Origin of the sequence: Caballeronia sp. LZ003, from assembly GCF_031451465.1 — a bacterium.
GTDB lineage: Bacteria > Pseudomonadota > Gammaproteobacteria > Burkholderiales > Burkholderiaceae > Caballeronia.
In genome coordinates this window covers 870,942-894,218 of sequence record NZ_JARUXJ010000004.1, presented here as the reverse complement: position 1 = coordinate 894,218, position 23,277 = coordinate 870,942, and the positions used below count along the sequence as shown (strand labels likewise).

17 protein-coding genes are annotated in these 23,277 nt (G+C 64.5%); 10 read left to right on the top strand and 7 right to left on the bottom strand.

Annotated elements, in window-relative coordinates:
* Positions 1-384: 384 nt before the first annotated feature.
* The 5 genes from QCE79_RS28185 to QCE79_RS28165 are packed head-to-tail and all read right to left on the bottom strand — an operon-like array spanning position 385 to position 8,646.
* Positions 385-3,126 carry a molybdopterin-dependent oxidoreductase gene (locus QCE79_RS28185; RefSeq protein ID WP_309849528.1) on the bottom strand — a complete coding sequence of 914 codons (2,742 nt, stop codon included), beginning with the start codon at positions 3,124-3,126 and terminating at the stop codon, positions 385-387.
* Between the two features lie 2 nt (positions 3,127-3,128).
* A complete protein-coding gene (locus tag QCE79_RS28180; RefSeq protein ID WP_250466733.1) occupies positions 3,129-4,397 on the bottom strand; it encodes an NAD(P)/FAD-dependent oxidoreductase in 1,269 nt (422 codons plus the stop codon).
* Positions 4,394-4,738, bottom strand: a complete 345-nt coding sequence (nirD, locus tag QCE79_RS28175) for a nitrite reductase small subunit NirD (protein ID WP_244828499.1) — start codon at positions 4,736-4,738, stop codon at positions 4,394-4,396. The genes QCE79_RS28180 and nirD overlap by 4 nt, the downstream gene beginning before the upstream one ends.
* A gap of 15 nt (positions 4,739-4,753) precedes the next feature.
* Positions 4,754-7,297 carry a nitrite reductase large subunit NirB gene (gene nirB / locus QCE79_RS28170; protein ID WP_309849526.1) on the bottom strand — a complete coding sequence of 848 codons (2,544 nt, stop codon included), beginning with the start codon at positions 7,295-7,297 and terminating at the stop codon, positions 4,754-4,756.
* 23 nt (positions 7,298-7,320) lie between these two features.
* Positions 7,321-8,646, bottom strand: a complete 1,326-nt coding sequence (locus QCE79_RS28165) for an MFS transporter (protein WP_244828502.1) — start codon at positions 8,644-8,646, stop codon at positions 7,321-7,323.
* A 716-nt stretch (positions 8,647-9,362) separates the two neighbouring features.
* Between QCE79_RS28165 and cobA the strand changes: the two genes are divergently transcribed.
* The 9 genes from cobA (at position 9,363) to QCE79_RS28120 (ending at position 21,486) form a co-directional block, all read left to right on the top strand.
* Positions 9,363-10,124 carry a uroporphyrinogen-III C-methyltransferase gene (gene cobA / locus QCE79_RS28160; RefSeq protein ID WP_250493241.1) on the top strand — a complete coding sequence of 254 codons (762 nt, stop codon included), beginning with the start codon at positions 9,363-9,365 and terminating at the stop codon, positions 10,122-10,124.
* 189 nt (positions 10,125-10,313) lie between these two features.
* Positions 10,314-10,889 carry an ANTAR domain-containing response regulator gene (locus tag QCE79_RS28155; protein ID WP_244829714.1) on the top strand — a complete coding sequence of 192 codons (576 nt, stop codon included), beginning with the start codon at positions 10,314-10,316 and terminating at the stop codon, positions 10,887-10,889.
* A gap of 20 nt (positions 10,890-10,909) precedes the next feature.
* Positions 10,910-12,049, top strand: coding sequence for a CmpA/NrtA family ABC transporter substrate-binding protein (locus QCE79_RS28150; protein ID WP_309849523.1), 1,140 nt, complete (start codon positions 10,910-10,912; stop codon positions 12,047-12,049).
* Positions 12,050-12,536: 487 nt separating this feature from the next.
* On the top strand, positions 12,537-13,136 hold the full coding sequence (locus QCE79_RS28145) for a DUF2760 domain-containing protein (protein ID WP_309849520.1): 600 nt from the start codon (positions 12,537-12,539) through the stop codon (positions 13,134-13,136).
* Entirely contained in the window at positions 13,133-15,016 is a 1,884-nt protein-coding gene (locus tag QCE79_RS28140) for an Hsp70 family protein (RefSeq protein ID WP_309849517.1), read from the top strand. Before QCE79_RS28145 ends, QCE79_RS28140 begins: the two co-directional genes overlap by 4 nt.
* Positions 15,017-17,839 carry an Hsp70 family protein gene (locus QCE79_RS28135; RefSeq protein ID WP_309849513.1) on the top strand — a complete coding sequence of 941 codons (2,823 nt, stop codon included), beginning with the start codon at positions 15,017-15,019 and terminating at the stop codon, positions 17,837-17,839.
* 159 nt (positions 17,840-17,998) lie between these two features.
* A complete protein-coding gene (locus QCE79_RS28130) occupies positions 17,999-18,157 on the top strand; it encodes a hypothetical protein (RefSeq protein ID WP_244828514.1) in 159 nt (52 codons plus the stop codon).
* Between the two features lie 333 nt (positions 18,158-18,490).
* A complete protein-coding gene (locus QCE79_RS28125; RefSeq protein ID WP_244828515.1) occupies positions 18,491-20,530 on the top strand; it encodes a hybrid sensor histidine kinase/response regulator in 2,040 nt (679 codons plus the stop codon).
* Positions 20,527-21,486: a nucleoside hydrolase gene (locus QCE79_RS28120; protein ID WP_309849511.1), complete on the top strand. Its 960-nt coding sequence runs from the start codon at positions 20,527-20,529 to the stop codon at positions 21,484-21,486. The genes QCE79_RS28125 and QCE79_RS28120 overlap by 4 nt, the downstream gene beginning before the upstream one ends.
* A gap of 115 nt (positions 21,487-21,601) precedes the next feature.
* Here the strand turns inward: QCE79_RS28120 and QCE79_RS28115 are convergent, their stop codons facing one another.
* Complete coding sequence (locus QCE79_RS28115) at positions 21,602-22,288, bottom strand: alpha/beta hydrolase (RefSeq protein WP_250493235.1); 687 nt, start codon at positions 22,286-22,288, stop codon at positions 21,602-21,604.
* A gap of 40 nt (positions 22,289-22,328) precedes the next feature.
* Positions 22,329-22,718: an MAPEG family protein gene (locus tag QCE79_RS28110; RefSeq protein ID WP_244828519.1), complete on the bottom strand. Its 390-nt coding sequence runs from the start codon at positions 22,716-22,718 to the stop codon at positions 22,329-22,331.
* Positions 22,719-22,850: 132 nt separating this feature from the next.
* Here QCE79_RS28110 and QCE79_RS28105 point away from each other — a divergent pair, with 132 nt between their 5' ends.
* The gene (locus tag QCE79_RS28105) at positions 22,851-23,258 is read left to right on the top strand and encodes a PPC domain-containing DNA-binding protein (protein ID WP_244828521.1); all 408 of its coding nucleotides are present in this window, start codon (positions 22,851-22,853) and stop codon (positions 23,256-23,258) included.
* Positions 23,259-23,277: the final 19 nt, after the last annotated feature.

Genomic DNA, 23,277 nt, shown 5'->3' with positions numbered 1-23,277 from the left:
AATGGCAATGGCTATTGCAATGGCTATTGCAATGGCTATTGCAATGGCTATTGCAATGGCGGCAAGCTTCGCTTCGTGTGCCCTATAGCGTGGAAGCGTCACCAAGAAACTCATTCGCCATCCGAAATAACCGTGCCTTCGTTTCAATCCCTATAGCCATTCGACGATGCCCGCTGACGCTCATTTTTGTCGATGCGCCTGTGGGAAAGGACTGTAAGGAGAATCGCGAAAGGAATTGGCGGGGGAACCAACATATGCGCTGAAATCGAGCTGATTCGTCAGATGTTTGGTTCGACAACGCTCACAGGGCGCTTATTGGAAGACGGCATGAAGTAAGAACGGGCGCCGAGGCGCCCGCTTCTTGCCGCAGCCGTCAATGACAAATCAAACCGTGCTCAACCGAGCCATCTCCGTTTCGACGATCAGCTTCTTCAACTCCGGCACGCACGATCCGCAGTTGCCGCCAGCCTTCACGCAAGCGGTGACCTCTGCGGCCGTCTTCAGACCCTTGTCCTGAATCGCCTTGCAGATCGTATTGCGCCCGACGCCGAAGCACGAGCAGACTGTCGGTCCTGTGTCCTCGCCCTTGCCAATCGGCTGGCCGAGCAAAAGGCTCGCGCGGTCTTCATCGTCGAGACGCTCTTTATCGAAGAGACTCGCAAGCCAAGCGCGCGCAGGCAAGTCGGGGCGCTCGGAAACGAACACGCAACTTTCGATGCGATCGTTCACCACATGCGCCGCGCGATACACGCCCGCACTTTTGTCCTCGTATTCGATCCAGTCCGCATGCGGATCGTCAATGCGAAAGAGCGCGCGCGCCCAGTCGTAATGATCGTCATGCGCGGCATCGAAACGATTGCGTCCCGCCAGTTCATGGCGCACGAAACGCGCGCCGTGCACGCGCGTCCAGTGCGTGACGGAATCGAGCGCGGGCGCGCGTCGCGAAAGCGCGAAGCCGTGCCATGTCACGTGGAATTGCTCGATCGACACAGGCGTGTGCTTGAACTCGGGCTCGCCCGATACCGGATCGACGACCGGATTCACCACCGCGCCGACGCGCGCATCCGAGGCAACCTGATCGTTCCAGTGGATCGGCACGAACACGCTGCCGCGCGACATGCCGCCGCCGAATTGAACACGCGCGATCATCGAACCCCAGCGGCTCGTCACGCGCGCGAGCTCTCCTTCGCGCACGCCGTATGCAAGCGCGTCCTGCGGATGCATGTCGATGAACGATTCGCTGATATGCCCGGCGAGCTTCGCCGAACGCCCGGTGCGCGTCATCGTGTGCCATTGGTCGCGCACGCGGCCCGTGTTGAGAATGAGCGGATAGTCGGCATCGGGCGCGTTGACCGGATCGCGCGGCGGCGTCGCGATGAAACGCGCGCGCCCATCGGCATGACTGAAGCGTCGTTGCTCGAAAAGGCGCGCGCTGCCGGTGTCGTCTTTCGAGCGCAGCGGCCATTGCACGGGTTCGAGCAGGTCGTAATCTTGCTCTCCGAGTTGCGTTAGTCCGCCGATGTCGAATGCGCGATAAACGCCCGTCTCCGTGTCGTTGCGATACGCGCTCAAACGCGCGTGTTCATCGAAAATTTCATGCGGCGCCTGAAAGTCGAAGCCCGCAAAGCCCATGCGACGCGCGACATCGCACATGATCCGCCAGTCGGCGCGCGCTTCGCCCGGTGCCGGCAGAAACGCGCGCTGCCGCGAGATACGGCGCTCCGAGTTGGTCACGGTGCCGTCCTTCTCGCCCCAGCCGAGCGCGGGCAGCAACACATCGGCGCAAGCGTTGGTATCCGTATGCTCGATGATGTCCGAGCTCACCACCAGTTCACACTTTGCAAGCGCGCGCTTCACGCGGTCGCCGTCCGGCAGACTCACGACCGGATTCGTGCCCATGATCCACACTGCTTTCACGCGGCCGGCTTCGATGGCGTTGAACAGATCGACGGCCTTCAATCCGGCGCGTTCGGGAATCGCAGGCGACGCCCAGAACGTCTGCACGATCTCGCGATGCAACGGGCTATCCAGTTCGAGATGCGCCGCCAGCGTGTTGGCAAGGCCGCCCACTTCGCGCCCGCCCATCGCGTTCGGTTGTCCCGTGAAGGAAAACGGTCCCATGCCTGGCTTGCCAATGCGTCCGGTCAACAGATGACAGTTGATGATGCTGTTGACTTTGTCCGTCCCCGCGCTCGATTGATTCACGCCTTGCGAATAAACCGTCACCACGCGTTCGGTGCGCGCAAAGAGCCGATAAAAGGTCATCAGATCGTGCGCGTCGAGCTTGCAGTCCTTCGCGGTCTGCGCGAGATCGGACGGTCCTGCTGCCGCGAGCGCGGCATCGAAGCCGTTGGTGTGTGCATCGACGAAAGCGGAATCGGATGCGCCATGCTCCGCCAGAAACGCGAACAGGCCGTTGAACAGCCGCACATCGCTGCCGGGCTTGAGCGGCAGATGCAGATCGGCCATCTCGCACGTTGCCGTGTGGCGCGGATCGATCACGACGATCTTCACGTCTGGCCGCGCTTCCTTCATCTTCACGATGCGCTGAAACAGGATTGGATGACACCATGCCGTATTCGATCCAACGAGCACGATGGTATCGGCGAGTTCGAGGTCTTCGTAATTCAGCGGCACGAGGTCTTCGCCGAACGCGCGCTTGTGTCCCGCCACCGACGACGACATGCAAAGCCGCGAGTTCGTATCGATGTTCGCGCTGCCGATATAGCCCTTCATCAGCTTGTTGGCGACGTAATAGTCTTCCGTGAGCAATTGCCCCGATACGTAGAAGGCGACCGCATCCGGACCGTGACGTTCGACGATGCGAGCGAATCCGCTCGCCACGGTGCCGATGGCATCGCTCCAGGAGACATCGGCGAGCGCGCCGGTTTGACCGTCGCGCAGCTTCGGTTTGAGCAGACGTCCTTCGAGGCTCACCGTGTCGCCGAGTGCCGAGCCTTTCACGCACAAGCGGCCGAAGTTGGCCGGATGTGTTTCGTCGCCAGCAATCGCCACGTCGATAGCCGTGCGCGGTGTCGCCACTACGCCGCAACCCACGCCGCAATAAGGACATGTCGTGCGAACGGCAGCCGCCTGAACCGGAATGATGGGGATTCTCGCGTTCATATCTATGCTTGCGCTTCGCAAAGCGTCTTGCCGAACAACAAACGTCCGCGCAGATGCGAGACATCCGTGCGGTTCTGAATCAGCTCGAAATACCATGCGCCGTCTTTCACGTCGCCATACAGCACCGCGCCGATCACACAGCCCGCCTGCAACACGAGACGCTTGTAGACGCCGCGACGCGGATCGCGCAGCACGAGGTCTTCGGACGAATCGTCGCCGATGAAATCGCCCGCCGAGTAAAGATCGACGCCCGTGACTTTCAGCTTGGTCGCGGTCGCGCGCTGCACATAGCGGCGATGTCCCGCGCCGGCGAGATGCGCGCCGGCCACACGCGCCTGATCCCAGATCGGCGCCACGAGACCGAACGTAGCCGAGCGATGCTGCACGCATTCGCCCACTGCATAGACGCGCGGATCGTAAGTCTGCAAGGTGTCGTCGACGACGATCGCGCGCTCGCAGTGCAGTCCCGCTTCCTTCGCGAGCGCGATGTTGGGACGCACGCCCGCGGTCATCACGACGAGATCGGCTTCGATCTCGCGGCCATCGGCAAAGCGCACCGCCGTCACGCGTTCATCGCCCACGATCTCCGTCGTCTTCGCGGCCATCGCGAAACGCAGACCCTTGGCTTCCAGCGAACGCTTGAGCAACGTGGACGCGCTCGCATCGAGTTGACGGTCCATCAGGCTTTCGCTCGAATGCACGACCGTCACCGACATGCCCTGACGTTGCAAACCGTTGGCCGCTTCGAGACCGAGCAAGCCGCCGCCGATCACCACCGCGTGACGATGATCGCGCGATGCCGCCAGCATCTTTTCCACGTCTTGAATGTCGCGAAACGCGATCACGCCCGGAAGATCGCAACCCGGCACGGGAATGATGAAAGGCTTCGAACCCGTCGCTATGAGAAGTCGGTCGTAGCGCACCTCGACACCGCTTGCCGAGCGCACGATGCGCCGCACGCGATCGATTCCGACCACGGCGTCGCCTGCATGCAGCGTGATGTCATTGGCTCGATACCATTCGCGCGTATTGAGGATGATGTCGTCCACGCTCTTCTCGCCTGCAAGCACGGGCGAAAGCAGAATGCGGTTGTAGTTGCCGTAAGGCTCGGCGCCGAACACGGTGATGTCGTACAGCTCGGGCGCGATCTTCAGCAATTCCTCGACCGTGCGCATGCCCGCCATGCCGTTGCCGATCACGACGAGACGCTGACGCGCCTGCACCACCGGTACATCGGCCGCGCCAGCCGCAACCGCATATTCCGTCTTCATGCGGCAATCCACACTTTGCCGCCCGCCACGCGTGCGCGATACGCGGTCACGGAGCGCTCCGGCGCTTCGAGGCATTCGCCGGTACGCAGATCGAAGTGCTGCTTGTAGATCGGCGATGCCACGACAATGCGCTCGCCCAAGCTGCCGACGATACCGCGCGAGAGCACCGCCGCCTGCGAATGCGGATCGAAGTTGTCGATGGCGAAGACGCTCTGCTCGTCGCCCGCCACATGAAACACGGCCACCTGCGCGCCCTTGAAAAGCGCACAGACGCCGGTGTCGGGCACGATGTCATCGAGTGCGCAGATCTCGGTCCAGTCCTGTTCAATGCGGTCATTCATGGTGGTCTCCAGCGCTCAAACGGTTTCGACGACGACAGGAATGTCGATCAGCTTCAGCTTGCGTTCCTCGGGCGTCGCGGGACGAATCTGGCCGCGCTCTTCCACGAAGGTCACGTTCTCGTCGCTCTTGTCGCTGTTGACGAAGTGACGGAAGCGCTTGCGCGTTTCGGGGTCGGTGACGGCCTTCTTCCATTCGTCTTCGTACGTATCGACGACGAGTTGCATCTCCGCTTCGAGTTCGGCGGCGAGTTCGAGCTTGTCGTTCACGACGATATCGACGAGATAATCGAGGCCGCCTTCGAGGTTGTCGCGCCACACGCTCGTACGTTGCAGGCGGTCCGCCGTACGCACGTAGAACATCAGGAAGCGGTCGACGTAGCGAATGAGCGTGACTTCGTCGAGATCGGATGCGAGCAGTTCGGCGTGACGCGGCTTCATGCCGCCGTTGCCGCAGACGTAAAGGTTCCAGCCCTTCTCCGTCGCGATGACGCCGATATCCTTGCCCTGCGCTTCCGCGCATTCGCGTGTGCAACCCGAGACGCCGAACTTGATCTTGTGTGGCGTGCGCAGCCCCTTGTAGCGGTTTTCCAGCGCGATGGCGAGACCGACCGAATCGCCGACACCATAGCGGCACCATGTCGAACCGACGCACGACTTCACCGTGCGCAGCGACTTGCCATAGGCATGTCCCGATTCGAAGCCCGCGGCGATCAGCTCTTCCCAGATGAACGGCAACTGCTCCACGCGCGCCCCGAACATGTCGACGCGCTGGCCGCCCGTGATCTTTGTATAGAGCCCGTACTTCTTCGCCACTTGTCCGACCGCGATCAAACCATCGGGCGTGACTTCGCCGCCCGGCATGCGCGGAACGACGGAATACGTGCCATCGCGTTGAATGTTGGCGAGGTAGTAGTCGTTCGAATCCTGCAGGCCCGCATGCTCCTTCTTCAGCACGAACTCGTTCCAGCACGAAGCGAGAATGCTGGCCACGGCAGGCTTGCAGATATCGCAGCCCAGACCCTTGCCATGCTTCGCGAGCATCGAGCCGAACGTGCGATGTCCTTCCACGCGCGCCATGTGATAAAGCTCCTGGCGCGAATACGGGAAGTGTTCGCAGATATGGTTGTTGACCGCGAGCCCCTGGCGCTTCATCTCGCTCTTCAGCACCTGCGTAACGAGCGGCACGCAGCCGCCACACGATGCGCCCGCCTTGCATGCGCTCTTCAACGCGCCGATGCTCGTCGCGCCCGCGCACACCGCCGCGCAGATTTCCGCCTTGCTCACGTTGTTGCACGAACAGATCTGCGCGGCATCGGGCAAGGCTTCGACGCCGAGGCCGGGCTTCGCCTTGCCGTCGCTTTGCGGCAAGATCAGGAATTCGGGTGCTTCCGGCAGCTCGATCTTGTTGAGCATCATCTGCAAAAGCGTGCCGTATTCAGTGGCGTCGCCAACCATCACGCCGCCCAGCAGGAACTTGCCGCAATCGGACACGACCAGCTTCTTGTAGATCTGCTTGCGCTCGTCGCTGAACTGATACGAGCGGCTGCCCGGCGTCTTGCCATGTGCGTCGCCGATACTCGCCACGTCCACGCCCATCAGCTTGAGCTTGGTGCTCATGTCCGCGCCCGCGAACATGGCGTCGTCCGCGCCAATGACCTGCTTCGCGACGATGCGCGCCATGTCGTAACCCGGCGCGACGAGGCCGAACAACTGCCCTTGCCACAGCGCGCATTCGCCGATGGCGTAGATATCCGCATCGCTCGTGCGGCATGCGTCGTCGATCACGATGCCACCGCGCGGCCCGATCTCGAGACCGGCCGCACGCGCGATATCGTCACGCGGACGAATGCCCGCGGAGAACACGATCATGTCGGTATCGAGATGCGCGCCATCGGCAAAATTCATGCGATTCGCAGCACCCTCGCCATCGACGATGGCAAGCGTGTTGCGGCCCGTGTGCACCGTCACGCTCAGTTCCTCGATCTTGCTGCGCAACACGCGTCCGCCGCCGTCGTCCACTTGCACGGCCATCAGACGCGGCGCGAATTCGACGACGTGCGTGATGAGCCCGAGATCGCGCAACGCCTTCGCCGCTTCGAGACCAAGCAAACCGCCGCCGACGACCGTACCGACTTTCGATTTCGCACCGAAGGCACGCATCGCTTCGAGATCTTCTATCGTGCGATACACGAAGCATCCCGCGCGCTCCTTGCCTTCGACGGGCGGCACGAACGGATACGAACCCGTTGCGAGCACCAGCTTGTCGTAGGGCAGCACTTCGCCCGTGGATGCCGTCACGGTACGCGCCGCGCGATCGATCGCGACGGCTTTCGCATTGAGTTGAAGCGCATAGCCCGAGCGATCGAAGAAGCCTTCCTGCACGAGCGAAAGCTCATCGGCCGACTTGCCCGAAAAGAATTCGGTCAGATGAACGCGATCATAGGCCGCGCGCGGTTCTTCGCAGAGCACGGTGACTTGCAGCGTGTCATGCCCGCTTTCGGCGAGACATTCGAGGAACTTGTGGCCGACCATGCCGTGGCCGATGACGACGATTTTCATGGGGACTCTGCCTGAGTGATGACTTAACCAGCTACACGGTTGTTGCCCGCGAGCGCGCTTTCACGCAACGCGGCTTCGCGTGCCTTGTGTTCCGGGGTAAAGCGCACGGCCAGCGCGCACAGTGCAGCGCCTCCGACCATCACGCCGAGCATCGAGAGCGTGGCTTGCGCATTGCCCACGCCTTTCATGAGGAAGCCCGCCGCGACCGCGCCGACGTTGCCGCCCGCGCCGATCACGCCAGCCACGCCGCCCAGCGCCTTGCGGTCTATGAACGGCACGAGCGCGTAGGTCGCGCCGCAAGCCATATGCGTGAAGAGACCGAAGATGAGCATCGATACGATGGCGAGCGCCACGCCTTCGGCATGCGCGAACGCATAGAGACCGATGCCTTCGCCCGCGATCAGTACGAACAGCAAGGTCGCGCGAATATCGAGGCTGCGGCGCGCGGCCGCTTTATCGGAAAGCCAGCCGCCGAGCGCGCGGGCAAAGAGCGCGAGCAGACCGAAGCTGCCTGCCGCCAGTCCTGCCGCGCCGAGCGAGAGCTTGAAGTGATCGACGTAGTACACGGCCGCCATGTTGTGGATGAACACTTCCACGCCGAAGCACGCGCCGTAGGTCACGAACAACATCCACACGCGATAGTTCGAGCATGCGGTCACGAAACTCTGCCAGCCGCCCTTCTTGCCGCCGTCGATGGCAACGCCCAGTTCGCGCAGTTGCGTGAAGTTGCCTTGCGGACAGTCTTGCGTATAGCGCCAGTAAAAGTACGCCATCACAGGCATGGCGATACCCGGCACGATCAGCGCGATGCGCCACGACGATGCCGCGCCTGCGCCCAACGCGATCGCGGCGGCAACCAGCATCGGCACGAGAGCTTGCGCCGCGCCTGCGCCTGCGTTGCCCCAGCCCGCGGTCGTGGCGTTCGCGGTGCCGACGACGTTCGGCGCGAACATCACCGACGTGTGGTATTGCGTGATGACGAAGCTCGCACCGATTGCACCGATGGCAAGACGACACCACAGGAAGCTGTCGTAGCCCGTGGAAAGCGCCGCGCCGAACACCGGCACCGCGCCTGCGAGCAACAGCGCGCTATAGACCTTGCGCGGGCCGAAGCGGTCGCACATCGGGCCCACGATCAGACGCACGAGAATGGTCACGGCCACGGCCGCGATATTGAGGTTGGCGACCTGGTCGTTGGAGAGGCCGTATTCGCGCTTGATGAGCGGCATCAGCGGCGCGCAAGCGAACCAAGCGAAGAAGCATACGAAGAACGCCATCCATGTGAGATGGAAGGCGCGCATCGGCGCCGTGCGCATGCTGAAGAGATCGATCCGGGTGGCTTTGTCCATCGTCTTTCCGCCAAAAAAGAAAGGCGTCCCGCGCATCAGCCGGAAAGCCGATGCGGGGGACGCCGTTGTCCGATGCCCGCATGGCTTTTACCTGCCGGGCGCTGTAATCAGGACGGATCGCCGTTGATCCGATGGCGGGACATAAGGCAAGGGATATGCCATGTTGAAGGCGTGCAGCTCAAAACCACGCGGCATAAGCGTTCGAGCGATCCTGCACCGGCAACGCGCATTGGCTCCGCGTCGCGTTTTGATGCGCGCGGGCACATCGCTGGTGCGGCGCAGCACTGATGGCGTGCGAACGTCGCTTATATTTGAACCGTCTGGTTAATCGTGCGAATGAACGCGGGACGCCATGCGTTTGGCAACGCATCGAGGCATGCGCGCGCTGTTCGGGTGCCGGCTGCACATCGACAGTGCCTCCTTACGGTGCGACGTGATGCGCGCGTCGACGCGCAAGCCCTTGCGACATCTACGCAAGCGCGTTCCCGGCGCAAATGGCCCGCTTATTGCATTGCTCGAAGCGCTGCCGGCAACGGCGCTGGCAGCAGCGCAAAGCATGCATACATCGACCGATGCGTGCATCGACCAAGGCCCAAGGACAACGGCGTCCCCTCGTGCAACGACACGGGCGGACGCTTTTTGCATTTCGTCCCGCCGCGCCGATGCGCCCCACCGATACAGGCGAGTCATCTCGCCCCGAGCCGAAAGAGAACACGATGAATCACGTTGAAGGCAAAGTCACCCTCCTAAGCGCGGGTCCCGGCGATCTCGACTTGCTGACCTTGCGCGCGGCCAAGGCGCTCGCCGCCGCCGACATCCTCATGCTCGACGACCTCGCCAATCCAGAGATCGTCACGCTTGCGCCCAACGCGCGCGTGATTCGCGTCGGCAAGCGCGGCGGTTGCCGGTCGACACCGCAGGCGTTCATCGAACGTCTGATGCAGCGTTATGCGAGAAAGGGCCTGCACGTGGTGCGCGTAAAGGGCGGCGATGCGCTGCTGTTCGGCCGCGCGGGCGAGGAAATCTCGGCGCTACGCCATGCAGGCATTGCCGTGGATATCGTGAACGGCGTGTCGTCGGGATTCGCGGCGGCAGCGGGGCTCGGCATTTCGCTGACGCATCGGGATCATTGTCAGGGCGTGACCTTCGTCACGGCGCACATGCAGGATCACAGTCAACCGGACTGGGCCGCGCTCGCCGCCACCGGCACGACGCTCGCCATCTACATGGGCATGAGCCGCATTGCGAGCATCGCTCAGGCGTTGCTCCTGGCGCTGCGTGCCGATACGCCGGCCGCGGTCGTGCAGCACGCGGGATCGCCCGATGAGAAGCGCCTCGTCACCACGCTCGATCGTCTCGCCGCCGACGCCACCGCCGCCGGACTCGGCAGCCCCGCCGTCATTCTGATTGGCGGCGCGATAGGCGAAGCCGTCGAATTCGCGTGCCATTCCAGGCAAGGTCTCGCGCATGCCGCTTGAACGAATAGCTCGCGATGCAACGTCGAATCCGCGCGTTCGTCGCAACGAAAGACGCTGGTCGCGCACATTCGCACGCCGTATTGCCTATGCCATTCGGCCAGGTTCTCAAGCGGCCTGGCGCACGTTAGAGTCGAAGGTATCGCGTATGCCTTCGTTCCGACCGTTTCCCGCATGACTCCTGCTCCATCCATGTTGCGCGTCTTGCTCGTCACCGACACCGCCAAGCCCATCGGCGACTTGCGCGAGCAGCTGGCGCGTCTCGGTTACGACATGCTCGCCGAGGTCGCCGCGCCTTCCGCGCTGCATGCGGCCGTGGAGAGCCAGAAGCCGGATGTCGTCATCATCGATACCGATTCGCCTTCGCGCGACACACTCGAACAGCTCGCGGTGATGAACAAGGCCGCGCCGCGTCCCGTGCTCATGTTCAGCAACGACGCCGATCAGCAGTTCATTCGCGCCGCCGTCGGCGCGGGCGTGACAGCGTATTCCGTGGAAGGGCTCGCACCCGCGCGGCTCGCACCGATCATCGAAGTCGCGCTTGCTCGCTTCGCACACGAGGCGCAGTTGCGGCAGCGGCTCGCGCAAGTGGAGAACGAGCTTGCGGAGCGCAAGATCATCGACCGCGCGAAGCGGCTGCTGATGGATCGCCGCGGCCTGTCCGAGAACGACGCCTACGCCATGCTGCGCAAACGCGCGATGGACCAGGGCGTGAAAGTCGCGGAGATCGCGCGCCAGCTTCTCTCGGTCGCGGATTTACTGCCCTGACCGAGCACACTGCACAGACCATGAACTTGCCCGAAACGAATACATCCCCGTCCGCGTTGCCCGAACGCACGCATTTGCGGCTCGGCTTCGTCGCGTTGAGCGACGCCGCGCCGCTTGCCGTCGCGGCCATCCACGAGATGGGGCGGCGCCATGGCATCCGTATCGAACTGTGCCGTCAGCCTTCGTGGGCCGCCGTGCGCGACAAGCTGCTTTCCGGCGAGATCGACGCCGCGCACGCGCTATATGGGCTCGTGTATGGCGTGCAACTGGGCATCGGCGGGCCGCAGGCGGACATGGGCGTCCTGATGGTCCTCAACCGCAACGGTCAGGCGATCACCTTTTCAAACCCGCTCGCCGATGCCATTCGGAATGGCGCGAGCGTGAAAGATACGCTGGCGTCGCTCGACCGCCCGCCCGTGCTTGCGCAGACTTTCCCGACCGGCACGCATGCGATGTGGCTGTATTACTGGCTGGCGGCGAATGGCGTGCATCCGCTGCGCGACGTGCAAAGCGTCGTGATTCCGCCGCCGCGCATGGCCGATGCGATGGCCGAAGGCATGCTCGACGGCTTTTGCGCGGGCGAGCCGTGGCATGCGGTGGCCGAAGCGCGCGGCGTGGGACGCACGGTTGCGTACACGAGCGAAGTCTGGCCGGATCATCCGGAGAAGGTCCTTGCGTGCCGGCGCGATTTCGTCGCGCTGTATCCGAATAGCGCGCGGGCGCTGGTGCGTACGCTGCTCGACGCATGCGCGTGGCTCGACGCGCGCGAGCATCGCGTGGAGATTTCGCGGGCGCTGGCTTCGGCGGAATTGCTTGGCGTCCCGGCGGCGCTCATCGAAAGCCGGCTGGCTGCTGCCGATGGCGGCGACGCGCGCGCGCTTCCCGTGCGCTTCTTCGACAATGGCGCGGTGAACTTTCCGCGCGTGTCGGATGGCTCGTGGTTCATCACGCAGTATCGGCGCTGGGGCATGCTTTCCGGTGAACACGACGATGCCGCCATTGCGTCGGCAGTGAACCAGACGGCGTTGTATCGCGAGGCGGCGCTGGCGGCAGGCGTAAGTGTGCCGGACGAGTATCGAAAAGCGACCTTGTGCGATGGACGCGTTTGGGATGGCGGCGATACGGCCGGTTATCTCGCGGGCTTCGATGTGAAGGCTTGAGCGCGGCCTGTTGTCTCGTCTCGCGAAACTGCATCGGCCGGTGCGAGGGCCAGGCGCAAACGTCGCAAGCGACCAAGACACGCCATACGCCAGCTTGCATGCACGTCGGTTCGACCCGGTCGTGAGCACGCCAGCCAACGCAAGGTTCAGTGGCGACTCGGCCTCCGCGCCACGATCAAGCCGTCTCGATCCCGCCAAGCCTTGACTTAAGCGCCTAAATCAAGAGAATGGGCGCCGCCGCGCGACCCTCGCGGGCGGGTTTTAGCGCCCCGGCGCCAACATCATGGACAATATCGGGATACGGATCGAAACGCGCTGACGTTCTCGTCGCGTGCTTCGGCTCACGCAACCGCGCTCAAACGGCCTGCCGTGCGCCGCTCGCGGCATCGGCTGCCGTTTTCCGCACACCAGAACCGCGCCGCCACCGGCCACCAGCGCCGCCGAGGATAGGTCGTCCTCGCAAGCAGCCACAAGGAGCATCAAACACATGACCGACATGAATCCGTCCTTCTTCGGCAGGATAGGCATTGCCTTCGGAGCGTTCTTCGGCGTGCTCGGCAACGGCGCGTTCGCCGGCCGCGTGCAGCGCCTGCGCGAAGCCCCGCATGCGCCGGAAGCGCCCGTGCCCGCCGCCGCGCCGGTGGCAACCGCGCCGGTGGCAACCGCGCCGGTCGCGCCCAAGCCCGCGCCGTCGCCGCTGAAGGAATCGAGCCCCGTCGCCGCCTTGCAATTGCTTGGCCTTTTGCAGCGCGACGCCCGCTTCATCGATTTCGTCGAGGAAGACATCGCCAACTACAGCGACGCCGATATCGGCGCGGCCGCGCGTCTCGTGCACGACGGCTGCCGCTCGGTGCTGCGCGAACATTTCACGGTCCAGCCTGTGCGCAACGAAGCCGAAGGCAGCCGCATCACGCTGCCCGAAGGTTTCGACGCCAGCGCCGTGCGGGTGACCGGCAACGTCGTCGGCAAGCCGCCGTTCTCGGGCAATCTCAGCCATCGCGGCTGGAAGGTCGCTGAAACACGTCTGCCGAAGCTCGCGGACCAACACGACGCGAGCATCGTCGCACCGGCCGAGGTGGAGCTATGAGCGATCATCACGAAGAGAACGCGCCGCGCTATTCCATCGGCGTCGATCTCGGCACCACGCACTGCGCGCTGTCCTACGTCGACTTGTCCGCAAGCGACGGCGAGAAGACCGCGCAAGGCGTGCTGTCCATCGCGCAACTGACGGCGCCTGGCGCGGCCGAGGAGCGCGAGTTGCTGCCTTCGTTTCTGTATCTGCCTCATCCGAGCGAACTCGCGCCCGGCGATCTGACCTTGCCATGGACGCAGGAGCGGCCGTTTATCGTCGGTGAGCTGGCGCGCAGCCGGGGCGCTGGCACGCCCATCCGCCTCGTCTCCAGCGCGAAAAGCTGGCTCTGCCATCCGGGCGTGGATCGTCGCGCGGCCATCCTTCCCGCCGATGCTCCCGAGGAAGTCGAACGCGTCTCGCCGCTCGAAAGCTCGGTGCGCTATCTCACGCACTTGCGCGAGGCATGGAATCACGCGCATCCGGACGCGCCTTTCGATCAGCAGGACGTCACCGTGACGATTCCCGCTTCCTTCGACCCCGCCGCCCGCGAACTCACCGCCGAAGCCGCGGCGGCGGCCGGCTATGCGCGCATGACGCTGCTCGAAGAACCGCAAGCCGCGCTCTACAGCTGGATTCAGAAGTCGACGGGCGGCTGGCGCAAGCAAGTGAAAGTGGGCGATGTGATTCTCGTCGTCGATGTCGGCGGCGGCACCACCGATCTCTCGCTGATCGCCGTGGTTGAGCGTGAAGGCAATCTCGAACTGCATCGCGTCGCGGTCGGCGAACACATCCTGCTGGGCGGCGACAACATGGACCTGGCGCTCGCGCATATCGTCGCGCGCAAGCTCGCGGCCGCCGGCACGCAACCCGATCCGTGGCAACTGCGCGCGCTCACTTATGCGTGCCGTTCGGCCAAGGAAACGCTGCTCACCCATCCAGACACGGACACCGTGCCGCTCGTCGTGCCGAGCCGTGGCTCGAAGCTGATCGGCGGCTCGCTGCGCACCGAGCTCACGCGCGCCGAACTCACGCAGATCTTGCTCGAAGGCTTCTTCCCGCAAGTCGATGGCAGCGCGCGCCCGGTCAGCCGCGCACGCGCCGGTCTCACGCAACTCGGTCTGCCCTATGCGCAGGATGCCGCCGTGACGCGTCACCTCGCCGCGTTCCTCGGCCGTCAGGTGCACGCGCTCGCGGAAATCGAAGGCTTGCCGCACGAAGCCCCGCAAGGCGCGACGCTGCTGCATCCGACCGCGGTGCTCTTCAACGGCGGCGTGTTCAAGTCGCCGCTCCTGGTCGAGCGCGTCATGTCCACGCTCAATTCATGGCTCGCCGCCGAGAACGCGCCCGCCGCGCGTCTGCTCGAAGGCGCGGACCTCGATCTGGCGGTGGCGCGCGGCGCGGCCTATTACGGCTATGTTCGGCGCGGCAAGGGCGTGCGCATTCGTGGCGGCACGGCACGCGCATACTACGTCGCGGTCGAGTCGGCAATGCCTGCCGTGCCCGGACTCGAACCGCCCGTGCAGGCACTGTGCGTGGCGCCTTTCGGCATGGAGGAAGGCACGGAGGCCGCGCTGCCCGCGCAGGAGTTCGGGCTCGTGGTCGGAGAGCCGGTGCATTTCCGCTTCTTCGGCTCGTCGGTGCGCCGTCAGGACGAGGTGGGCACGCTGCTCGAATACTGGCAGCCGGACGAACTGCAGGAACTCGAGGAGATCGAGGCATCGCTGCCATCGGAAGGGCGCACGCCCGGCGAAGTCGTGCCGGTCAAGCTGCACGCGCGCATCACCGAGGCCGGCACGCTCGAACTCGAAGCCGTGCCGCGCGGATCGTCCGAGCGCTGGAAGGTCGAGTTCGACATGCGCGGCGGCGTGAGCGCCGACTCGGGCATGGGCCTGTAAGTGCCGGCGCGTAAGAAGGCGGCGGGCGCGCGCTATCGCGTCGGTATCGATCTGGGCACGAGCAATACCGTCGTCGCCTATGCCGAAGCGGGCTCGGACGAAATTCGCGTCTTCGAAATGGAACAGCTCGTGAGTCCGGGCGAAGTGGCGGCGCGCCCGCTCCTGCCATCGTTGCGGTATCACGCGGCAGCGGGAGAACTGAACGCGAGCGACTTGCAGTTGCCGTGGCCCCGTGACGCAAACGCCGGGGCACAGCCCGAAGTGGTCGGCCAGCTCGCGCGCGTGCTGGGCGCGCAGGTTCCGGGGCGGCTCGTTTCGAGCGCGAAAAGCTGGCTCTCGCATGCTTCGGTGGATCGTGTCGCGCCAATTCTGCCGTGGGGCGCGGGCGACGACATCGAAAAGATCTCGCCCGTCGCCGCGAGCGCGAGTTATCTCGCGCATGTGCGCGCGGCGTGGAACCATCGCTTTCCGGGCTCGTCGCTCGAAGCGCAGGACCTCGTGCTCACCGTGCCCGCATCGTTCGATGAAGGCGCGCGCGCCCTCACGCTCGAAGCAGCGCGCATGGCCGGGCTTACGGCGCTGCGCCTGCTGGAGGAACCGCAGGCGGCGTTCTACGACTGGCTGTTTCACCATCGCGAAAAGCTCGCCGATGAACTCGCGGCCACGCGGCTCGTGCTCATCTGCGATGTCGGCGGCGGCACGACCGACCTCACGCTGATCCAGGTCGCGATGGACGGCCCGGAGCCGCGCCTGACGCGCATCGGCGTGGGCAACCACCTGATGCTCGGCGGCGACAACATGGACCTGGCGCTTGCGCATCTGGTGGAGCGGCGCCTTGCCGGCAACGATCAGGAGCGCCTCTCCGCCGCGCGTCTTTCGCAACTCGTCGAACGTTGCCGCGCGGCCAAGGAGCAATTGCTCGGCGCCAACGCGCCGGACAAGGCCACGATCACGCTGCTCGGCGCGGGCTCGAAGCTGATCGGCGGCGCGCGTTCCACGGAAGTGACGCGCGAGGAGATCGCGCGGATCATCGTCGATGGCTTCTTTCCGATGGTCGCGCCCGACGAGCGTCCGCGTCGCGCGCGCGGGGGTATCGTCGAATTCGGGCTGCCTTATGCAAGCGATGCCGGCGTCACGCGGCACGTCGCGGCGTTTCTCGCACAACACGCCACGCAGGCGCGCGAGGCGTTGGGCGAAGCGGCATCTGACCAAGCCAGCTTGCCCGTTCCCGACACGCTGCTCCTGAACGGCGGCGTGTTTCGCGCCGAACCGCTTGCGAGCCGTATCGCCGAGGCGCTCGGTTCTTGGCGCGGCGCGCCGGTCCACGTGCTCGCCAATCACGATCCGGACGTTGCCGTGGCGCGCGGCGCGGTCGCCTATGCGCTCGCGCGCGCGGGCCGCGCACCGAAGATCGGCGGCGGCTCTGCACGCAGCTATTTCCTGCTGCTCGACGAAGACAAGAGCGACGCTGGCGAGCGCGGCGTCTGCGTGCTGCCGCGCGGCACCGAGGAAGGTCAGGCCATCCATCTGGCGGACCGCACCTTCGCGTTGCGGCTCGGCGCGCCGGTGCGCTTTCACCTGGTGTCATCGGTGGCGGATGCGACGTTCAAGGCAGGCGAGATCGCCGATGTCAGCGCCTCGGCCGGCGACTTCGTGCGCTTGCCGCCCATCGCCACGGTCGTCGATCCGCGCGGCCAGGAGGCGAATCACGCGCACAAGCCCAACGAGACGCCCGTGCAATTGACGACTTCGCTCACTGAAGTCGGCACGCTGGAGATGCACTGCATCGCCACCGACGATCCCGCCAAACGCTGGCTGCTCGAATTTCAATTGCGCCGGGAGAATGCGTCGAACGACGCGGCGGCAAGCGAAACGCATCCTGCGTTGCCGAAAGCCATCGATCTGATCGACCGCACTTTCGGCGCGCGTTCACAGGACGTCGGCCCGAAGGAGACCAAGCGCCTGCGCGCGCTGCTCGAACAGGCGCTCGGCCCGCGCGATAGCTGGGATCTCGCGCTCTTGCGCGAGCTTTACGGCGCGCTGTGGGACCGCGCGAAACGCCGCCGCCGTTCCGCCGATCACGAACGGCTGTGGCTCAACCTGACGGGCTATTGCTTGCGGCCGGGCTTCGGTCATCCGCTGGATGGCTGGCGCGTCGAGCAATTGTGGACGCTCTTCGACCAGGGCATCCAGTACGGCAACGAAAGCCAGATCTGGTCCGAATGGTGGACGCTATGGCGGCGCGCGGCAGGCGGTCTGCCCGAAGCCGCGCAACTGCGCCTGCTCGACGACATGGCCTTCGTGCTTCAGCCGCCCGGCACGAGCCGCTATCGGCGCGCGGCGGGCGCTGCGCGCGCGGGCTATGAAGACATGGTGCGGCTCGCGGCATCGCTCGAACGCGTGCCGGTCGCGCGCAAGATCGAAACCGGCGAATGGCTGCTCACGCGGCTGAAGAAGCCTTCGGAGAACGTGCAGAGCTGGTGGGCGGTCGGGCGGATCGGCGCGCGGCAACCGTTCTACGGCAGCGCGCATGGCGTCGTGCCACCCGAGACGGCGACCGCCTGGCTCGGCGCGATCCTCGCGCTCGACTGGAAGAAGGTCGATCCGGCGGCGTTCGCGGCCGTGCAGATCGCGCGCATGACGGGCGACCGTTCGCGCGACCTTCCCGACGACATCCGCGCCGCCGTCGTGCAGCGCCTGGAGACGATGGGCGCGGCGGAAGCGTGGATCGCCATGGTCCGCGAAGTCGTCACGCTCGATCGCGCCGACGAAGGCCGCGTGTTCGGCGAGGCGTTGCCGGCAGGGCTCAAGCTCATCGGCTGAACTGGCGTCGATGCGGCGCGTCGAGACCGCGAATTGCTTCGCTCTCAGAAGCTTTTTGCGAAAGACGGCGCGAAAGCCTTGCGCCGTCTTGATTCCCGGCTATGCGCGTCCTATGGTTATCAGTGTGTTCGTCCTGGACACACACTGAAGGAGGTCATCATGCCATCCCCACGCAAGGCTCAAGCGAGCAATCCCGCCGAAACCGAAATGTCGAGCCGCAAGAAAACGGCCGGTCCCAAGGCATCGCCGCCCAAGGCAGCGGGCGCCAAGGAAACGCAGGTCGCCAAACGAAGCACCAAGGCCAAACCGAAATCGTGAATGCGCGAGGCGCGGTATCGCGCACTCTCGCGCGGTACGGTTAGCCCTCGTCATCGCGCGGGGGGCATCGGTCGTGGCTGTCCTTCGATACGGCGAGCAGGCATGCCCGGCTCGCCGTTCGACTGATCCGGTTCGAGATGCACCGGTTGCTTTGTGCGTCGACTCTCTCCTCCTTCCCCGCCGCCGCCGTCCAAAGCCATCTTTTTTCAGCGTCTGCCCGCCAAAAGCTCGCATTAATTTCCGTTTTTAACGGTTGATGCCTAAAAAAAGGCGTATTGGTAAGACCAAGTTGGCCTACAGTAGATATCCCCGAAACCGCGACTCGAACAAGCGATGGCCGTCCCTCAACGCGCCGAACGTGTGCGCACTCCCGAGATTTTCTCCGCCGCGCGAGAAGCGGGGCTCAGTCTCGTTCGCAATCTTTCCATTCCGGCCGCTTTCGCCGACCGCGCGCTGGAAGCGCAATTCCTCGAAGATCACGCGCAGCGCTTCTGCGCGTTCAGGCGCGCATCCGCGCTGCTCGCGCTCGTCATCTGGACCTGCTTCCTCTGGTGGGACTTCAGTTTCTCGCAAGGCAACAGCGCGCTGAACGGGCGCCTGTCCGACATTCTGGCAATCCGCTTTGCGGGCATCGTGTTGCTGATTCTCGAATGCTGTCTCGTCCTGCGGCCCTCGTTCCGCTCGCACGCGATGTCCGAGAAGGTCATCCTCACGGGCATCTACGGGCTCTTGTGTCTGATCCTCGCGCTCTTCGCGATCACGCCCTCGCCCTATAACTACACGCAGCATTTCACGGGGCTGTGCCTCGCGCTCTTCGTGCAGTTCAGTTTCTTCTATCTGCGCTCGCGGGTCGTGCTGACGGCGGGCATCGTCACCATGGCGTCGATCGTGGTGCTGCAGCTCACCGCGCATCTGCTCAATCCGGAGAATTTCTTTGCCGGACTGTTCTATATGTTCAACGTGATCGTGGTCGGCCACGGCGTCTGCGTGCACGCCGAACGCGTCTCGCGCGAACGCTTTTCCGCCGAACGCGCGCTTGCCTCGCTCAACGACGAACTGCGCGCCGCGAACGGCTCGCTCGCGCGCAAGAACGACGAGTTGGAGATCTCCAGGAAGGACCAGGAGAACAAGACCACGGCATTGCTCGCGTTGCGCGAACAGCAGATGATCGCCGCGCAAACCGCGAGCCGCGAGAAGTCCAATTTCCTCGCCGCCGCGACCCACGATCTGCGCCAGCCAATGCACGCGCTCAACCTGTTCCTGCAAGCCGCCGCCGAGGCCATCCGCAACGGCGAGTTCGAGCAGGCGGAACGGCTCATCGACGAATGCGGGCGCTCGTCGATCATTCTGGCGCGGCTCTTGAATGCCGTGCTCGATCTCTCGCGGCTCGAATCGGGCCGCGTGGTGCCGCGCTATCACGTGTTCGACGTGCGGCGAACCATCGAGGAAGCCGTCGAACAATTGCGTCCGTTCGCCATGAGCCGTGGCGTCGACTTGCGGCTGCGGCTGCCGAAGTCGGAAGTCGTCTGCGTGCGAAGCGACGCGCACTGGCTCGGACGCGCCATCGCCAATCTGATCTCGAACGGCATCAAGTACGCCGATCAAAGCAAGACCGCCAGCAAGACCGCCAAGCCCACCGTGATCGTCGGCGTGGTGCGCTCGCCGACGCGGGCGCGCATCGACGTGCTGGATAACGGCATCGGCATTCCGGCCGATTATTTCGACGCCATCTTCCAGCCCTTCTTCCAGGTCGACAACCCGGAGCAAGATCGCGACAAGGGGCTGGGACTCGGCCTGTCTATCGTCAATGCGGTCATTTCGATGCTGGACGAACACCGCATCGAGCTCAAGTCCACCGAAGGGCGCGGTTCGCGTTTCTCGCTGGAAATGCCGCAGTGCGGACCGACGCTCGACAAGCCGTCCACGCGCGCGCCTGCATTGTCCGAGGCGAACGAAGCGGCGGCGCTGAGCGGGCGCTACGTGCTGCTCGTGGAAGACGACGGCCTCGTGCGCGCATCCACCGAGGCGCTGCTTTCGCAATGGGGCGTGCTTTACGACTCCGCCGCGACCTTCGACGAGTTCGAAACCATTCTCGCGGACATCGAGCGCTTCCCGGATCTCATCATCACCGACTACCGCCTGCGCGACTCCAAGACCGCGCGCGAAGTGGCCATGCTGGGCACCGCAAGGCTCGGCCGTCCGTGTCCGTGTCTGGTCGTGACGGGCGAACCGTCGGCCACCATCGTGCCGCTCGCGTGCGAGCAGGATGTGCTGAGCAAGCCCGTGAGCCCGGCGGAATTGCGCCGCGGCATGGTCGCGTTGATGCCGAACGCAGCCGCCGGCCAGAGCGCTTGCGAGGCAGCCATCGCATGAGTGTGCACAAGGTCATCTACGACACCGACCCCGGTATCGACGACGCTATCGCGCTCTTGTTTCAGACGTTGCATCCGCGGATCGAACTCATCGGCATCACGAGCGTGTTCGGCAATGCCGACATCCATACGACGACCGCCAACGCGCTCTATCTTGCATCGCGTTTCGCGCCGAACGTGCCGGTCGCGCGCGGCGCGGCGGCGCCTTTGCAACGCGCCGCGCCCGAACCTATTCCGCATATCCACGGCGACGATGCGCTCGGCAACGTCGAGCGCACGGAAGCCGTCACGGTGAAGGAGGACGGGCGCGCGGCACATCGGTTCATCATCGAGAAGGTGCGCGCGGAGCCGGGCGAAATCACGCTGCTCGCGGTCGGGCCGCTCACGAATCTCGCGCTCGCGTTGCGAGACGATCCGGAGATTGCATCGCTCGTGCGCGAGGTCGTCGTCATGGGCGGCGCGTTCGGTTACAACGGCGCGCTCGGCAACGTGACGCCCGCCGCCGAGGCGAACATCCATGGCGACCCGGAAGCGGCCGATATCGTCTTCGGCGCGCCGTGGAAGGTGTCGATCGTCGGGCTCGATGTAACGCATGAAACCGTGATGACGAACGCGTTTCTCGCCGATGTGCGGGACAGCGCAGGCGATGCCGGCCGGTTCGTATGGAACGTCTCGCGCTTTTACGAGCGCTTTCACGCGAACGACGGCGAGACGCGCGGCATCTACGCGCACGATTATTCGGCGGCCGCTTTCGTCGTCGCGCGCGAACTGTTCACGACGAGAAGCGGGCCGGTGCGCGTGCTGACCGAAGGTATCGCGGCGGGTTTGACTGTGCAAAAGCCCACGTCGATGCGTGCCAGCGCGCCGGATTGGGACACGCGGCCATCGTGCGACGCGTGTATCGGCGTCAATGCGGACGCGGTGCTCGAACTCTTTGCTCGGACATTGCGCGGCTGACGTGCTCGTCTAGTGCGCCGCTTCTTTCATGCAACCGGCGCGCGCCGCGGCAATGCCGACGCGCTGCGGCTTGCACCTTGCCGAAGCGGATCGGCGGGCATACCAACGCGGCGCTTCAACCCTCGCGCAACCGCGCACCCAGCCACTCGCGCAGCGCTTCCACTTCCTCCATGCAGACCGAATGCGGCATCGGATACGTATTCCATTCAACCGTGCAGCCCTGCTCGCGCGCGAATTCCACGGCTTCCTCGCCTAGCCGCACGTTGAGTACGTCGTCGAAGCTGCCGTGCGCGGCGAAGATCGGCGTGTCGCGGTTCGCCTCGCTGAACGAGGCATCGATCAAGCCTTTCGACGGGATATAACCCGACAGCACGATCAGCCCCGCGAGCTTTTCCGGATGCGTGAGTCCCGCCTGATAGGTCATCGCGCCGCCCTGCGAAAAGCCGGCAAGAAAGATGCGCTCGGAGGCGATGCCGCGCGCGTTCTGCTGCGCGACGAGTTCGCGCACGAAGGCCACAGACGTCTCGATGCCCGCCTCGTCCACGCGCCGGTTGATACCTTCGAACGACAGGATGTCGTACCACGCGCGCATCACGTAGCCGTTGTTCGCGGTTACGGGAATCTCCGGCGCGTTCGGAAACACGAAGCGCATGGCGGGGGCATCGGCCAGACGCAGTTCGGGCACGAGCGGCACGAAGTCGTTGGCATCCGCGCCCAGTCCGTGCATGAGGATCACCGCGAACTCGGGGTCCGGCGCGGTTTCGACTTCCACTACCGATGGATCGTACGGTTGTGCGGACATGCAATCACTCCCTTGAGGTCGATCACGTTTCAATCACGCGTCAGATGATGGGCACGAGCAATAACACGATACCCACGATGGAAATGAGCCACACCAGCGAGCGCACGAACGGCACACCGCCCGCATAAAGCGGCACGTAGCACAGGCGCGCGACGAAATACATGAGCGCGCCATAGTGCGTAAGCGCATTTTCGCGCCCGGCGACATGCACGATCAGCACCGCGACAGCGAAGATCGGCAAGGTCTCGAAAAGGTTCGATTGCGCTCGCATCAGACGCCCGGTGAGCTTGCGCGGCGGCGGCGCCGGGCCGTCGCGCGGACCGGCGTTGTATCTGAGGCCCGTCTCCTTGTTGCGCAAGAACGCGGGCAGCAGCACTTGCACGAGGGCGAGGATGAGCGTCCAGGCCAGCATCGTCAGTTCGAAACTCATGGCGTCTCCAATCGGTTTGTTGGCGATGCAAGCGACGGTCCATCATGCCATCGGGCCGTGCGAACGTGTACGCTTGTTGGCATTCCTTCGACTTACGCTCGTTCTCACGCTCAAGCTCGCGGTGAATCTTCCATGCACACGCTTACCCTGCGTCTTTCTCCCGGCGATGACCTGCGCCTCGCGCTCGATCTCGCAGTTCGCTCGCAAAAAAGCGCGCAAGAAGCGGGCGCAGCGTTCGTCCTGCAAGGCATTGGCAGCTTGAGCGTGGCTGCCTTGCGCTATGCCGGGCGCGACGAGGCAACCGTTCTGCGCGGCGACCTCGAAATTTTGACGCTGGCGGGATCGCTATCGGCGGATGGGCCGCATCTGCACATGAGCATCTCCGATGCCGATGGCCGCGTCTTCGGCGGCCACGTCACGGCGGGATGCATCGTGCGCACGACGGCGGAAGTGCTGATCGCAAAGTTGCCGGACGAACGCTACACGCGTGAGCACGATCCCGCGACAGGTTTCGCGGAACTCGTCATCCGGCGTACATAGCTTCCTGAGTTGCAGCAGC